Here is a 14738-nt window from a genome sequence, read left to right on the forward strand (position 1 = left end):
GAAAATTCCATTTTGGAAAATTAAGACCTCTCGGAATACAATATGAAAGGCGTAAGAACTTGAATTTTTAGTTTTGAGGTTTCCAAAATTCGATGTTCTCCATGTACCGCTCTATGTCGTCCATGTCGTCTTCACCTAAGGAGGTATCGAAGTTCTCGCTAAGTATTCTTCTAACTTTTGCAAGTTTTTGAGTTACTTTTTCATTGTCGATAAACTCGGTGGTAGCGCGTTGGTACTCTTCAGTTTTTTTGTCACTATAATAGCTGCCCATCTTATGCAACGATATCAGAATGAATTCAATCTCAGCTAGCGCCTCAAGTACAGCTTCTCCTGATAGTACAATTTTCTTGTTGTTCTCTAGCATTATCTTCTCCGCGTAAATTTTGGGTTGTCGAGTTTTAGATTTCCCTTGATTGTCAACTCCATAGTGCCGTATCTAGGGTTTTTGACCAGTTCCAGTTGAGATTCAGGTACGTCTGTTTCAATGTAATCTCTGCCGCGCCCCCTTCCAATTTGATATTTTTCTTCAGCCTCGAGTTGACTTAGTGGCTTCTTGTTGGCAGCTTCGACATAAACTCTATTATTGTCTTGAGCCTGAATCACACCATCATTTTCGATGCCTGTTGAGCCTTTTCTGTTGGTGTAATGTCGGACCCGGACTTTTTTCTCGGTGTGTGTTACGGGAGCAGGGGCGCTTGGTTCGCCTTGGTTAACTTTTGCTTTATCTGTTGGCGCTTCAACGTCACTTGAGGGGTTTGATTCTTTTTCCGGACATTTCCTATTCAACCCCAACGGGTCCACCCACCCCGTAGGGTTAGGCACGTACTGGTAGTTGTTCAGCCCCCCCGCCAGCTTGATCGGGTCCGGGGTCAAGAACCGTCCAGAGCTCGGATTGTAGTAGCGATGGCGGTTGTAGTGCAGCCCGGTTTCCGTATCGAAGTACTGCCCCTGGAAGCGCAGCGGGTTGTCGATTTCGGAAACGTCCAGCGCAGCCAGATTGCCATACGCCCGGTACTTCGCCGACCACATGATTTCGCCGCTGTAGGCGGTCAATTCCTGCGGCGTGCCGAGGTGGTCGAGCTGGTAGTAGAACGGTGTGGCCTGGGCCGGGCCTTCGCCATCGAGCATGGCCAAGGGGCGGAAGGTGCCGGGTTCGTAGATGTAGCTGCGATAGCGGTTTTCACCGCTTTCGGCGATCAGCCGTTCGCCTTGCCACAGGAACTCGGTGGTGCGGCCGTCGACGGTCTTGGCGATACGGCGGCCGAAGGCATCGTACTTGTAAGTGGCGGTGCTGCCACCCGGCAGGCTGACGCCGATCAGCCGGTGCTGGCAGTCGTACTGGTATTCGGTGACCAGCTTCTGGCCGGCGCCGCGGCGTTCGCGGCTGAGGTTGCCGAAGGCGTCGTAGTCGTAGTGGCGGTCGCCTTGCATCAGCAGGCGGTTGCCTTTGACGTTGGCCAGGTTGGCGGCGGGTTGGTCGCCCTGGCCCAACAGATTGCCCGCTGGGTCGTGGGCAAAGCTCTCCGGTGTTGCACCACGCACATTGATCAGCCGATCCAGTGGGTCGTAGTGATAACGCAGGTTGCCCTTGCGGCTGTCGTCGATGCCGGCAAGGTTGCCGTTGGCGTCGTAGGCATAGGCACGGCGGTATAGGTTTTGGTGCTGGCCCTGTCGTTGCTGGCTGACGCTGTGGGCCTGCAGGCGGCCTTGTTCGTCGTACTGGTACTGGCTGAGCAGCAGGCCCTGTTGGCGTTGCTGTTCGCGGCCGGCGTTGAACTGGTGGCTGGTCAGGCGCGAGCCGTTGAGGTCGATGCTGCTCAGTTGCCCGCCCGGTGCATGGCGGTAGTCGAGCTTGCTGCCATCGGGCAGGCGGCAATGGCTGAGTTGGCCGAGTTTGTCGTACTCGTAGCGCAGGGTGCCCCAGCCTTGGTGTTCGGTGATCAGGCGGTCTTGCAGATCGTATTCGTAGGCCAGCGGCCAGTGGCCGTCGTCGACATTCACCAGGCGCCCGAGGGCGTCGTAGCTGTAGTGGATTTCTTCGCCGTCGGCCAGGGTTTTCACCAGTAGTCGACCCGCTGCGTCGCGCTGGTACTCGGTGACCAGCTCGCTGCCGTCGTCGCCGAGTTCGGTTTTCTTCAGCAGGTTGCCGTTGAGGTCGTAGGCATAGGCGGTGCTGCGCCCGTCGAAGCCGGTTTCCTGCTGGATCAGGCCGTTGGGGTAGTAATCCAGGTGGTACTGCTCGCCGCGCTCGTTCTCGATATCGGTGAGCAGCAGGCGTGCGTTGTCGTAGCGATAGCGCAGCTGGCTGCCGTCCGGATTGATGCGGCGGCTGACCAAGTGCAGGTTGTCGGCGTATTCGTAGCGGGTGACGCGGCCCAGCTCGTCGCGCTCGGCGGTGACTTTGCCGTAGGCGTTGTAGCTGAAGGCGCGGGTCGCGCCGCCGGGCAGGGTGATCTGCACCAGGCGGTTGGCGGCGTCCCATTGGTACTGGGTGATGGCGCCGCTTTCGTCCTGGCGGGTGATTTGCCGGCCCAGGGCGTCGTAGCGGTACTTGTGCTGGCCGCCGTCGGGCAGGCGTTCTTCCAGCAATTGGCCGAGGCCGTTCCAGCCCAGTTGATGGCGGCTGCCGTCGGGATGGGTGATTTCCAGCAGGCGGCCCTGGCGGTCGTAGCGGTAGTGGGTTTCGTTGCCGTCGGGATCGGTCTGGCAGGTGATGTCGCCCTGACGGTTGCGCTGGTATCTCCAGCTGGCTTTGCCCCGGTGAACATCGCTGACAAAACCGCGGAAATATTCGTAGGACGTAGGCTCGTCTTCTGGCGGAATAACCGCGGTCAGCGATCCGGCTTCGTTGTAGCGATATTCGGTGACTGCGCCGAGCGGGTCTTTCTCTGCGATCAGGCGGCCTTTTTCGTCGTAGGCTTTTTGTGTTTCGGCGCCATCCGGGTCGGTCTGGCTGACCAGGCGTGCATTCTCGTCGTGCACGTATATTTGCTCGCTACCGTCGGCGTTGATGACGGTAACGGTGCCTTTGTCGTCCCACACATAACGCGCATCCATCTGCGAGAGATTCGCCCAGTGATGGATACAGCGAGACGATTTACCCGTGTTCTCCCACTCCCAGAAAAAGCTAGCGCCACCGGCCAGTTGGCGCTCCAGGATCACGTGCTGTTCGTTGTAGCGATAGCGTTCGCTTTCGCCCGCGGCATTGATGGCGCTGGTGAGTTGGCCCCGCTGGTTGTACTGATAGGTCACCAGGGTCTGTACGGTGACCCACGGCTCTTGACGCTCACCGCGCTCGTCGTATTCGGCGCGGCGTTGCTGATAGTCCACGGCGACGATAAGGCTGTCTTCATAGCGCAGGAATAAGGAGCGCCCGGCGCCGTTGTCGATGCGCTGGACGCGCTCGACCAGGTCGTAGCTGATATGTAACTGGTTGTCGTAGGCATCGCTGATGGTGGTCAGGCGGCCGCCGCGGAAGTGGAAAAAACGCGTCTGTTGACCGGCCTGGGTCAAGATCAGCTCACCCGGCGCATCGCCCAGATAGATGGCGGCCTTGGCCAGGCTGTTGGTAATGGCCGGACGTTGCTCGGTCGGCATCGGGAAGCGGGTCTGACGGTTTTCACTGTCGGTCCACAGCACCTCGTCATCGTCCAGTTGCAAACGATGGGACAGCGAGTGGCTCCAGCCATAACCCAGGCGGCTGTCGACTTCCACTGCGCTGGTGCGATAGAGACGGGTCCATTCAAAGGGCAGCAGGCCATCGAGTTGGCCATCGGTCAGGGTCAACAGTTCTTCGCCGGTCACCATCGAGACGGGGCAGCCATTGGTGCAGGTTCCACCTGCACTGTCGGCGCTCTTACCGTCGTGGTTCCTAGACTGATGGGCCGCGTCGTCATGATGCCCGCTGCTTCCTACCGTGCTGTTCTTCTTGCCATCAAAACGCAGCTGCGCCACGCCTTTTTCCACCCGCGAGGCCACGCCGCGAGCGGCTACGGCGACGTACTTGCCCACATAACCCATGAAGCTCTTGATGATGTTGAACACGGCCTTCACGAAACCGGTGACCGCCTTGACGATGATCTGGCCGTATTTGGCCAGGCGCGCGGCAAGATAAAACAGCCCTGCGCCCTCGGCAGCCACAGTCAATACGATCGCGATGACGATATCGATCAGGATCCCGACAACAGCCGCCGAGGTCATTTTTGCTGCTTGGCCCGCGGCCTGGGTGGGGGGCAATCCCGCTACCCAGATGGAGGCGCAACGCACCATCAGAAAAAGGGCGGCCTCGTCGCTGGCGAGCAACATGGCCTTTTTCATGACGTCCGGCGCTTCCTTGGCCAGCTTGATCAGTTCTTCGGCGCCGGCTCCCAGGTCCTCTGCAAACTTCTTGGGGTTCTGCAGGATATCCAGCGCTTTGGTGATGCCGTCCCAGACGCCTTTGATAGCTTCCCAGCCGCCTTCCAGAATGCCGCTACCAATCGCCATGGCCTGGGCCGATGCGCTCTGATTGGACCATTGGGGTTTGAAGCCTGCCCATTCCTTGCGCAGGAAACCTTCAAGGTCAGCGCTCAGGCCGTCGTAGGACTTGAACAGGGCATCGATTTGATCTTTGGTTACCTGGTCATGCACATGGATTTTATAGAGCTTGCCTTCTTTTCCCTGAAAGCTGCCTTTACCTTGTTCATTCAGGGTTATCGTGGATTTGGTACCGTCCTCGACAGCAATGATGTCGACCTTGATACCGCCGATGGGAATGTCATACACCGACTCGAATTTGCTCTCGATCAGCAGCGGGCCACCCGCCGGGCAACGGGCGACGAATGAGAAGTCATCGTCGTCCATGCTGACCGCTTTGCTGGAATTACCCGCCTTGATAATCCGCTCCATGCCCAGCAAGGAGGGCTTATCAGTCGCTCTGCTAGCCGCATCGAGGGGGGCCAGGTACCACTGTCCGATCTGCTCGCGGTACAGCGTCAGACTGCTCTTGAACGAGTTCAGTTGTTTTTCGATATCGGCAACGCGACCCATCATCCTTGCTCCAGAGTCAGGTGGTTAAGCAGTGCTTCATTAAGGGCTTTCGGGGTGTCTGGCTGACGAATGAAATGCGCGACCTTGTGGCGCAGCACAGCCTCCGGGAAAGCGTCGTACAGGTCTGGGCGTTCCTCGCTCAGCCATTGCATCAGGTTGTCGATCAGGGTGGTCGGGTCTTTCTTGACCAGTTGATCGAGCAGGGGCTGCGGTACTTCCCACCACGGCCACTCTTTGACCTTCGGCACCGGGCGTATGCCGGTTTCCAGGGTTTGGCCGTTGATCCAGTATCGGTTGAAGACCGGCAGCACTTCACCAGCGTCTTCGCCCAACCCTTCCAAAATCGGATAAATATGCCGCCCATCCCAAAACCTAAAAAACACCTCGGCACCGCCCGGCATCTTCACCTGGGTCAGGCTGCGCAGGTGTTCGAATACCACCGCTGGTTCGCAGTTGGAGACGGCGAGCCAGCCCCAGTCGTCGGCGTCGGTTTCGGCGATCCAGTCAAGGAAGGGGGAGGTCGGTTTGAGTTCGGCGAGGTAGGGCATCACCGGCTGCCAGTCGGCGTAGGGCGTGCCGCTCCAGAGGGCGGTCAGGCCGCTGGCGCCCTGGGTCTGGTAGAAGTCCTTGAGCGGGTTGGCGTCGCTGGCGTTGCTGATCACCAGGTACAGGCGCTCGTCGGTTTGCAGGGGCTGGCGGGCGAGCCAGGCCTGGGGTGTCAGGCGATCAGATGGCACAGGCACCGTCCTTGCACTTTTCGCACTCTTCGCAGAAAGGCGCGTTGCGTTTGAGGGTGTTGATTTGCGCCGGGGTCAGCAGGGCGCCGGCCTTGTCGGCGTCGGCTTGCTTCAGCACGCCGGGCATCAGTGGCGCGGCGCCGGAGCCGCTGCCCGGGCCGCCGCCGGAGTTGACCTTGACCTGCGGGCCGCTGATGGTCACGCCGCCGGCGTCGAGCTTGATAAAGCTGCCGCCGCCCTTGAGGGTCAGCTCGCTGCCGGCTTCCATGACGACCTTCACCCCGGCATTGAGGTGGATCTCCTGGCCGGCTTCGATGAACTGCCCGGTGCCGATCTTGATGTGCTGGTTCACGCCGACGGTGAGGTGGTCGCTGGCGCGGGCTTCGACCTTGCGGTCGGCGTGCACGGTGTGGTGTTCCTCAGCCTTGAATTCGCTGTAGCTGTTGGCCTCGACCGTGTCGTGGCGTTCGTTGCCGACGCGGATCTTCTGGTCGTGCTCGACGTTTTCGTCCCAGTCGCGCTGGGCATGGAGGAAGATCTGTTCCTGGCCCTTCTTGTCCTCGATGCGCAGCTCGTTGTAGCCGCCGCCACCCGGGGAGCTGAGGGTCTTGAAGGTGCTGCGGGTCTTGTTCGCCGGCAACTCGTAGGGGACGACGTTTTCCTTGTGGTACAGGCAGCCGCTGATCAGCGGCTGGTCGGGGTCGCCCTCGAGGAAGGTCACCAGCACTTCCATGCCGATCCGCGGGATGGCGATGCCGCCGTACTGGGCGCCGGCCCAGGCCGAGGACACGCGCAGCCAGCAGCTGGTCTTGTCGTCCGACTGGCCTTCGCGGTCCCAGTGGAACTGCACCTTGACCCGGCCGTATTGGTCGCAGTGGATCTCTTCGCCCTTGGGCCCGGTGACCACCGCGCTCTGGCTGCCGAGGATGCGCGGCTTGGGGTGCAGCAGCGGCGGCCGGTTGGGCACGTCCCAGGGCGTGGCCTGGAAGCGGTTGCGGTAACCCTGGTGGAAGTCGTCCTTCAGCGCCGTGGTGTCGCTGGTCACCGACTCTTCCAGGACCTGCGGCTGCTTGCCTTCGTGGACGATCTCGGTGAGCAGCCAGAGGTCGTTCCATTGCGCTTTCGGGTGTTCGCTCAGGGCCAGGAAGTGGCCGCTGACCAGCAGCGGCTGATCGCTCTTGCCCTCGGCCAGGCGGTAGTCGCTGCGGTGGCGTTCCAGGGCACGCTTGGCCAGGTGCTTGCCGCGTTCGCGATCGACGAAGCGCCCGGGGTAGTCGTAATCCTCGAGGTCCGGCTTGAGCTCGCTCTTGGCGTCGCTCTCCAGGGTCAGGCGCGGTTTCTCGAAGTCGTAGTCGCGGCGCGTGGTGCGGCTGGTGCGGGCTTCCAGGCGCAGGTCGAAACGCTTGATCACCGGGTCGTTGGCGACCATGCCGGAGTCTTGCTGGTAGGCCACTGGCGCCAGTTTCGGGAACACCGTCTGGTCATCGCCGAAGACGATCTTGTGGCTGTCAGCGCTGTGCTGGAAGTGGTAGTGGATACCTTCTTCCTCGCACAGGCGCTGGATGAAATGCAGGTCCGATTCGTCGTACTGCACGCAGTAGTTGCGCTCGGGATAGATCGAACCCAGCTGGAACTGGTAGGCGTTGCTTTGGATGCCGTGCTCTTCGAGGACCTGGCCGATGATTTTCGGCACCGTGAGGTTCTGGAAGATGCGTTGGTTGATGCGGTGCGCGAGGTAGGCCAGGTGCGGGCGGATGGTCACCGAGTAGCGGGTCAGGCGCTTGCCGGAATCGCCCTGGGCGACGCGGTAGATCTGCCCGTGGATGCCGGTGCCGTTCTGCGCCAACTGCAGGAAGGCCGGTTTGTGCAGCAGGCTTTCCAGGTCCAGGGCGGCCTGGGCGCTGACCAGCTCGACCTCGAAGGAGAAGGGCTGGCTGATGGCTTCCCGTCCGGTGAAGGACAATACCTGGAGGTCGTTCTCCAGACCTTCGACGGTCAGGCTGAAGTGGGTCTGATTGGCCGGCGCGAACATCCCTTGTTCCTCGTGCAGTACTGCCGCGTGGGTCGACCCCGGGGCCGGGCGCCGACGAACGCAAGAAATCCCTTATGGCGTAAACAACATCGACCAGCAGAGCTGGCCGATGTTGGTGTAACGGTCGGCCGGACTTAGCCCGCGACCGGGGAACGCCAGTCGTCGGAACCGGAAGTACCGGAGACTTCGTGGGTCCAGGTGATTTTGCGGTAGGTGAAGTGCACGTCTTCCAGGTGGGTGAAGTGCGAGTTCGCCGGGTCCTGGCAGTTGTGCATGTAGTCTTTGATGTCGACGATGATCGCGTCTTCCAGGGTGGTGGTGTAGTAGTGCTCCTGGGTGCCGGCAGCGGAGGTGCGGTACCACTGGATTTCGATCTTGGTCAGACGCTCACCGGAGGTCAGGGCAGCCAGCAGCAGTGGCGAAGCCTTGTCGAAAACCTTGGTGATGACTACGGGTTTGTGCACGCGCTGGCCGGTTGGCTGGCCGGACTGCGGGTCACGCGGGATGATCACTTCGTGCTGGAAGCCCTGAACCATGACCTGGTCTTCGTGGCCTTCCTGATAGGTGTTGCCAACGGAGTCAGCGGTGAAGGCACCGGCGGTGATCAGGCCTTGTTTGGTGCCGGTGATGGACATATACGCTGGTGTAGCCATGGATGCTCTCCTTGCTAAAAAATAAAGGTGCCCGGTGGGACGGATCGCCCGGTTGGGTGCCAAGTTGATATCAAGGAGCATGCCAGGAGTTGAAAGCGCCTTATGGAACAAGGGCTTCCGGCGTTTTCTGGCATCGTTGACGGTATTTCCAGCTCGAAAGCGCTTGAAAGTGCGCAACTTCTTGCGCAGTGCTGTGCAAGAAGTTGCGCACTTGGCTGCAGGTCCCGGTTTATCGAGCCCTTGGATAACTATTCACAAAGTTATCCACAGAGGGGTGCGCAAGAAGTTGCGCATAGTGGCCATGGGCCTTGATCTTTAAGGCGTCGCAGATGCCGGCTGCGCTGCCGTGGTCGCCATCTGTGGCTCCCGGTAGCTGGAGGGGCTGAATACCCGGGTCAGCACCAGCATGGCCAGCACGCTCAGGACCAGTACCCACCAGGCGCTGATGAAGCTGCCGGTGAGCTGCCGCAGCCAGCCGGTCATCCACGGCGACACGGCATTGATCAGGAACCCCACCCCTTGCACGAAGGCCGCCAGCTGTCCGGCTTCCCGGGGATCGCGACGGTGGTCGAGGGTGAGGATCAAGCTCAGGGCGAAACAGGCGCCGAGGCCGAAGCCGATCAGCGCCACCCACAGCTGCGGGGCCTGCAGCGGCCACAACACCAGGCCGCTGAAGCCCAGGGCCTGGGCGCTCAGGCTGATGGCGAGCAATGGCCGCCGGTCGTTCTGGCGCTGCGCCAGGGCGGGCATCAACAGTGCGGCGGTGACCTGGAAGAGGGTCATGAACGCCAGCAGCGAACCGCTCTGGGTCGCGCTCCAGCCCAATTGCAGGTAATAGGCCGGCAGCCAGGCGACCATGCTCATGTAGCCGCAATTGACCAGGCCGAAGTACAGCGCCAGCAACCAGGCCCGACGGTTGCGCCATAGGCTGATGGCGGGGGCGTCGAGGCGCTGCCCCGGCCCGGCGAAAGGCAGCAGCCACCACAGCAGCAGCGCCGCCAGCGCCGGCAACAGCCACACGCCGAGCCCGGCCTGCCAATGGGTGAAATGTGTGGCGACCTGCGGGCTGAGCAGCGCCGCGAGGCCGCCACCGCCCATCAACGAAGCCGAATAAATGCCCATGGCCAAAGCCACCCGTTGCTGGAACTGGCGCTTGATCAGCGCTGGCACCAGTGCCTGGATCAAGGCCACGCCGGCACCGCCGAGCAGGGCCGTAGCGAGCAGGGCGCCGGCCTGGTCGCAGAGCAACCGCGCCAGGCAGGCGCAGAGGATCATCAACAGACCGAGGGCGACGCCGCGCCGTTCTCCCAGGCGGGCTTCCAGGCGCACCCCGAGCAAGGCCACCAGGCCCATGCAGACCACCGGCAGGCTGGTGAGCCAGGCGCTGCTCTGGAAGCTCATGCCGGTGGCGCCACGAATCTCCATCAGCAGCGGGCTGATGGAGCTGATGATCGGCCGCAGGTTGAGCCCCAGGACGATCAGCAGGGCCCAGCCGCCGAGGCGGCGCAGACGCGACTCAGCGAGCGGCATGGCGGGCCTGCCAGTCGCGGTAGATCTCGTGCATCGCCGCCTGCGGCACGTGCTGCACCGGCAAGCGCTGGGCCGCCAGGGGCTGGGCCAGTTGTTCGTAGACCGTCGCCGTGGACAGGCCGAAGGGTGCGGCGCTGGCGTTGTCCGCGGCGAATACCGCGCGCGCCACACCGCACAGGTACATGGCGCTCAAACACATGGGGCAGGGCTGGCCGCTGGCATAGATCACGCAGCCGTCCAGGCGCGGCCCGAGCCGCTGGCTGGCAACCCGGATGGCCAACAGCTCGGCGTGGGCGGTGGGGTCCTGGGTCAGGTGGATCTGGTTGACCGTCTCGGCCAGCACCTGGCCGTCGCGCACCAGCACCGCGCCGAACGGCCGGCCGCCGGCTGCGACGTTTTGCCGGGCCAGTTCGACGGCGCGTTGCAGGTACTCCTGATCGTCTTTCATGGGGGCTCCTTAAGGCACACATCAGGACGCGCCAGCGTCCCGCAGCAGTTTGGCGATGGCGCTCTGGCCGCGTTTTTCCGCCTGTTGCAGGGGGCTCAGGCCATCGTTGTCCGGCAGGTTCAGGTTGGCGCCGGCGGCGATCAACTGGGCGACTATCTGCTGGTGCGCCGGGCCGCCGTCGGCCAGCACTATGGCTTCCATCAGGCAGGTCCAGCCCAGGCGATTGACATGATCGAGGTCGACACCGGCCTCGATCAGCAGGCGCACGGTGTCGACATGCCCACGCTCGCAAGCCGGGATCAGCGCGGTGCCGCCGTAGCGGTTAGTGCTTTTCAGGTCGGCGCCGTGGGCCAGGGTCAGCTGCAGGATCGCATTGCGTCCGCTGGCGCCGGCCAGCAGGTAAGGGCTGTCGTGGATCAGGTTCTTCTGGTTGACGTCGGCGCCGGCCTCGATCAGCGCCCGGGCGATCTCGACCTGGTTGGCGGCGGTGGCCAGCAGCAGCGGGCTGCTGCCGTCCAGGCCGCGCACGTTGACGTCCACGCCTTGGCGAAGCAGCGCCTGGACCTTGGGCAACTGCCCGTCGCGGACCGCTTCGAGCAGCTCGTTATCCTTTGCCATCACCACCCCCACCACGAACAGACAGATCGCCAGGACCGCGTGTTTGCAAGACAGGTAACGCATGGCATCAGGCTCCCTGTGCGGTAAATGAGCGCCGAGTATGCTCAGGCCCTGATGTATTCTGAAATTAAATATAACCATGCCAATCAGTGGCATTCAGAATGGTGTCGCCATGTTCGATCCTGTGCTGCTGCGCAGTTTTGTCGCCGTCGTCGACTGCGCCAACTTCACCCGCGCCGCCGAGCGCCTGCACCTGACCCAGTCCACCGTCAGCCAGCAGGTGCGGCGGCTGGAGGAGAGCCTGGACTGCCAGTTGCTCGACCGCGACCAGCGCCGGGTGGTGGCCACCGCCGAGGGCGAGCGTCTGCTGGGCTACGCGCGACGGATCCTGGCCCTCAACGAAGAAGCCAGCGATGTCTTGCTGCATCAACAGAGCGAGGGCGTGTTGCGCCTCGGGGTGCCGGAAGACTTCGCCGCCGAGCGGCTGATGCCGTTGTTGTCGCGCTTCGGCCAGGACCATCCCGGCGTGCGCCTGGAAGTCACCAGCGGGCTGGGCCCGGAATTGACCCGGCTCTATCGACGCGGCGAATTCGACCTCTTGCTGGTCAAGCAGATGGGCGCCAGCGACGACTGCCTGGCGTCGTGGCCGGAACCCCTGTGCTGGGTCGACAGCCACGCCACCCCGGCCTTTGGCCGCGATCCGTTGCCGTTGGTGGCGTTCCCGGTGGGCGGTCTGTATCGCCATGAAATGTTGCACCACCTCGAGGTTGGCGGCTGGCGCTGGCGCATCGGTTACTCCAGCGCCAGCCTGGCCAGCGTCTGCTCGGCGGTGGCGGCAGGCCTGGGCATCAGCCTGCTGCCGGTGCGAGTGGTGAGCGCCGGGCACCGCGTGCTCGATGCCGCCAGCGGCTTGCCGGACATCCAGGGCGTGCGCCTGGCGTTATACGGCAGCAGCGGCTTGAGCCGGGCCGGCAAGGCCCTGGAAAGCCAGCTGCTGGCGCTGTGCGAGAGCCAGGTACTGAGCGTCTGAACTTCCCTGTTCAGGGGCGCTTGAGATCCGCTTTATCGGGTGCGCCCTGATTCCTTTGATCGACGTTCGGTCGGTCTCTTTTATTTCGCCACGGCTGTCGCTTCGCTGCGGTTTTGCCGCGGCGATGCGATGCCTTTGGCGAATATTTTCAATGCTTGTAAAGCATGGCTTTTTGATTCCTTCCCTGCGGCCCTTGATCCGCGCGGCCTGGCGCGAGATGACGGGTTTGAATATGCGTTTTTGATCTATCCATAACTTCAAAGATTACTTTCGGAGATAAGTGTCTGGCGCCAATCATTCAGCCCTCGACGCTGCTCCGGGGGAGTTCGCAGGTGCGGGTCGGGTTATTCGCAAAAGACTGTAGGGAGTTAATCAATGGGCAATGTCCAGACCGCCGCCAGTGCACATGAGGTGCTGTGGCGTCAGGCACCGAGCGGCGATCTGGTCGATCTCGGCCGGCCGCATCGTTTGCCGTTGGGCCAATTGCGTTTGCAGAAGGCTCCCAAGGCCGGGCTGCGGCGGCGCGAGGCGATTGCGCTCGGGGTGATCGCCCTGCTGTTGCACGGTGCGGTGATCTACTGGATCAACCAGCAGCCGACGCCGGTATTGCCGATCGTGCCGCCGGAAATTCCGCCGATGACCATCGAGTTTTCCCGGCCCGCGCCGCCGGTGGTCGAACCGCCGCCACCGCAGCCGGTACAACCGGTGGTGGAGCCGCCACCGCCAGTGGAAGACGAACTGGCGGTCAAGCCGCCACCGCCCAAACCGGTCCCCAAACCTAAACCAAAACCGGTGGCCAAGCCTGAGCCCAAGCCCGCGCCGAAACCGGTCCAGCAACAGCCCGCGCCGCCACAACCGGCCGCGCCTGTCGCCGCGCCGGCTCCGCCCGCGCCACCGGCCCCGGCGCCCGTGACCCCGGCTTCGGCGAATGCCGCGTACTTGAAGAACCCGGCGCCGGAATATCCGTCGCTGGCCCAGCGTCGCGGTTGGGAAGGCACGGTGCTGTTGCGGGTGCATGTACTGGCCAGCGGCAAGCCCGGCGAGATCCAGATTCAGAAAAGCAGCGGTCGCCAGCAGCTCGACGACGCGGCGTTATCGGCCGTCAAACGCTGGAGCTTCGTGCCGGCCAAGCAGGGTGATGTCGCCCAGGACGGCTGGGTCAGCGTACCCATCGATTTCAAGATTCATTGAGCCTGCGCCAGGTGCTGTGCCTGGTCGGTCGCTATCGCGAGCAAGCTCGCTCCTACAAGGTTATACAGAGGGAAAAGAACATGACGTTATTGGCATCTCCACTCGAATCCATCGAAAGCGCGGTGATCTGGCTGCTGGTGGTCTTTTCCGTGGCCACTTGGGGCCTGGCCCTGCTCAAGGGCGCGCAGTTCGCCCGCCTCAAGGCCCAGGATCGCAAGTTTCACAAACAGTTCTGGGCCGCCTCCAGCCTCGACTCGGCGGCCGAGCTCAGCGAAACCCAGCCCGGCGCCGCCGCTCGTGTGGCCCAGGCCGGCTACGCGGCGATCCAGGTCGGCGACACAGCGCACGCGGCGGACCTGAGCCAGGCCATCAATCATCAGGACCGCCTGGAGCGCGCCCTGCGCCAGCAGATCGTCCGTGAGCGGCGTTCCCTGGAAACCGGCCTGGCGGTGGTCGCCAGTATCGGCAGCACTTCGCCCTTCATCGGTCTGTTCGGCACCGTGTGGGGGATCATGGAAGCCCTGAAAGGCATCAGCGCGGCGGGCTCGGCGAGCCTGGAAACCGTGGCCGGGCCGATCGGCGCGGCGCTGGTCGCCACCGGCGTGGGGATCGCCGTCGCGGTGCCGGCGGTGCTGGTTTACAACTACTTCCTGCGGCGCTTGAAGTTGACCGCCGCCGACCTCGATGACTTCGCCCATGACTTCTACAGCCTGGCGCAGAAGAGTTCGTTCCGCGTGCTGATCCACCCGACCGCGCACAAGGCCGCGGCCCAGGGCAGCGCGCAGAAAGTGAAGGAGGCGTCCTGACATGGCCTTCTCGACCCAGGACAGCGATGAGGTACTGAGCGAGATCAACGTCACGCCGCTGGTGGACGTGATGCTGGTACTGCTGGTGGTGTTCATCGTCACCGCGCCACTGTTGACCAACGCGATTCCGATCAACCTGCCCAAGACCGAGGCGGTGGCCCCGGTGGAGCAGAAGGACCCGCTGGTGGTGAGCATCGACGGCACCGGCAAACTTTTTATCAACAAGGACGAGATCCAGCCGGACCTTTTGGAAACCAATCTTCAGGCGGCCAAGGCCAAGGACCCGGAAGTTCGCGTGCAGTTGCAGGCGGACGACGGCGTCAACTACGGCGAAGTGGCCCGTGCCATGGCCTCCATCGAGCGTGCCGGTATCACCAAGCTTTCGGTGATCACCGCCCGCTGACCCAGTGTTGTAAGCCACGACTTTTCAGGCCGTCTCCTTGGCAGGGTGCGGCCTTTTTTTTTGCCTGCGATTTGGCCCAGGGCGCCGGCCTGGACGGACGCCATCGCGAGCAAGCTCGCTCCTACAAAAGCCGGCGGGCGCCACAAACCTGTAGGAGCGAGCTTGCTCGCGATGCAGACACTGCGGTTTGCCGGCCTGAACGCCAGCGTTCGTACAGGATCGGTACAGGTGACATTTTATATTCTTTATGGATCTTAATAAA

The 14738-nt window shown here is 62.5% G+C and carries 12 protein-coding genes; 4 read left to right on the forward strand and 8 right to left on the reverse strand.

Annotated elements, in window-relative coordinates:
• Positions 1 to 67: 67 nt before the first annotated feature.
• From CXQ81_RS03390 to CXQ81_RS03425, 8 genes are all read right to left on the reverse strand, one after another.
• A complete protein-coding gene (locus tag CXQ81_RS03390) occupies positions 68 to 364 on the reverse strand; it encodes a hypothetical protein (RefSeq protein ID WP_101336475.1) in 297 nt (98 codons plus the stop codon).
• Complete coding sequence (locus CXQ81_RS03395; protein ID WP_101336476.1) at positions 364 to 5028, reverse strand: RHS repeat-associated core domain-containing protein; 4665 nt, start codon at positions 5026 to 5028, stop codon at positions 364 to 366. Before CXQ81_RS03395 ends, CXQ81_RS03390 begins: the two co-directional genes overlap by 1 nt.
• Positions 5028 to 5765, reverse strand: a complete 738-nt coding sequence (locus tag CXQ81_RS03400) for a DUF4123 domain-containing protein (protein WP_101336477.1) — start codon at positions 5763 to 5765, stop codon at positions 5028 to 5030. The genes CXQ81_RS03395 and CXQ81_RS03400 overlap by 1 nt, the downstream gene beginning before the upstream one ends.
• Complete coding sequence (gene tssI, locus CXQ81_RS03405) at positions 5755 to 7797, reverse strand: type VI secretion system tip protein TssI/VgrG (protein ID WP_101336478.1); 2043 nt, start codon at positions 7795 to 7797, stop codon at positions 5755 to 5757. Before tssI ends, CXQ81_RS03400 begins: the two co-directional genes overlap by 11 nt.
• A gap of 134 nt (positions 7798 to 7931) precedes the next feature.
• Entirely contained in the window at positions 7932 to 8450 is a 519-nt protein-coding gene (locus CXQ81_RS03410; RefSeq protein ID WP_009041653.1) for an Hcp family type VI secretion system effector, read from the reverse strand.
• 315 nt (positions 8451 to 8765) lie between these two features.
• Entirely contained in the window at positions 8766 to 9980 is a 1215-nt protein-coding gene (locus CXQ81_RS03415; protein WP_101336479.1) for a CynX/NimT family MFS transporter, read from the reverse strand.
• A complete protein-coding gene (locus tag CXQ81_RS03420) occupies positions 9967 to 10428 on the reverse strand; it encodes a nucleoside deaminase (protein ID WP_101336480.1) in 462 nt (153 codons plus the stop codon). The genes CXQ81_RS03415 and CXQ81_RS03420 overlap by 14 nt, the downstream gene beginning before the upstream one ends.
• A gap of 21 nt (positions 10429 to 10449) precedes the next feature.
• Positions 10450 to 11109, reverse strand: a complete 660-nt coding sequence (locus CXQ81_RS03425) for an ankyrin repeat domain-containing protein (RefSeq protein WP_101336481.1) — start codon at positions 11107 to 11109, stop codon at positions 10450 to 10452.
• A gap of 109 nt (positions 11110 to 11218) precedes the next feature.
• Between CXQ81_RS03425 and CXQ81_RS03430 the strand changes: the two genes are divergently transcribed.
• The 4 genes from CXQ81_RS03430 to CXQ81_RS03445 all read left to right on the forward strand — a co-directional run bounded on the left by CXQ81_RS03430 (position 11219) and on the right by CXQ81_RS03445 (position 14476).
• Positions 11219 to 12076, forward strand: coding sequence for a LysR family transcriptional regulator (locus CXQ81_RS03430; RefSeq protein WP_101339374.1), 858 nt, complete (start codon positions 11219 to 11221; stop codon positions 12074 to 12076).
• Between the two features lie 375 nt (positions 12077 to 12451).
• Positions 12452 to 13267, forward strand: coding sequence for an energy transducer TonB (locus CXQ81_RS03435; RefSeq protein ID WP_101336482.1), 816 nt, complete (start codon positions 12452 to 12454; stop codon positions 13265 to 13267).
• Between the two features lie 80 nt (positions 13268 to 13347).
• Positions 13348 to 14073 (forward strand): MotA/TolQ/ExbB proton channel family protein, encoded by a 726-nt coding sequence (locus CXQ81_RS03440; protein WP_037034110.1) that lies wholly within the window; start codon positions 13348 to 13350, stop codon positions 14071 to 14073.
• 1 nt (position 14074) lies between these two features.
• Positions 14075 to 14476 carry a biopolymer transporter ExbD gene (locus CXQ81_RS03445; protein WP_007923324.1) on the forward strand — a complete coding sequence of 134 codons (402 nt, stop codon included), beginning with the start codon at positions 14075 to 14077 and terminating at the stop codon, positions 14474 to 14476.
• The last annotated feature ends 262 nt before the right edge of the window (positions 14477 to 14738 follow it).

Origin of the sequence: Pseudomonas sp. 09C 129 (assembly GCF_002843625.1) — a bacterium.
In the GTDB taxonomy this organism is placed as follows: domain Bacteria; phylum Pseudomonadota; class Gammaproteobacteria; order Pseudomonadales; family Pseudomonadaceae; genus Aquipseudomonas; species Aquipseudomonas chlororaphis.

Coding starts and splice junctions, on each gene's coding strand:
- CXQ81_RS03390 (WP_101336475.1), bottom strand. CDS start 364: ATGCTAGAGAACAACAAGAAAATTGTACTATCAGGAGAAGCTGTACTT.
- CXQ81_RS03395 (WP_101336476.1), bottom strand. CDS start 5,028: ATGGGTCGCGTTGCCGATATCGAAAAACAACTGAACTCGTTCAAGAGC.
- tssI (WP_101336478.1), bottom strand. CDS start 7,797: ATGTTCGCGCCGGCCAATCAGACCCACTTCAGCCTGACCGTCGAAGGT.
- CXQ81_RS03410 (WP_009041653.1), bottom strand. CDS start 8,450: ATGGCTACACCAGCGTATATGTCCATCACCGGCACCAAACAAGGCCTG.
- CXQ81_RS03415 (WP_101336479.1), bottom strand. CDS start 9,980: ATGCCGCTCGCTGAGTCGCGTCTGCGCCGCCTCGGCGGCTGGGCCCTG.
- CXQ81_RS03420 (WP_101336480.1), bottom strand. CDS start 10,428: ATGAAAGACGATCAGGAGTACCTGCAACGCGCCGTCGAACTGGCCCGG.
- CXQ81_RS03425 (WP_101336481.1), bottom strand. CDS start 11,109: ATGCGTTACCTGTCTTGCAAACACGCGGTCCTGGCGATCTGTCTGTTC.
- CXQ81_RS03430 (WP_101339374.1), top strand. CDS start 11,219: ATGTTCGATCCTGTGCTGCTGCGCAGTTTTGTCGCCGTCGTCGACTGC.
- CXQ81_RS03435 (WP_101336482.1), top strand. CDS start 12,452: ATGGGCAATGTCCAGACCGCCGCCAGTGCACATGAGGTGCTGTGGCGT.
- CXQ81_RS03440 (WP_037034110.1), top strand. CDS start 13,348: ATGACGTTATTGGCATCTCCACTCGAATCCATCGAAAGCGCGGTGATC.
- CXQ81_RS03445 (WP_007923324.1), top strand. CDS start 14,075: ATGGCCTTCTCGACCCAGGACAGCGATGAGGTACTGAGCGAGATCAAC.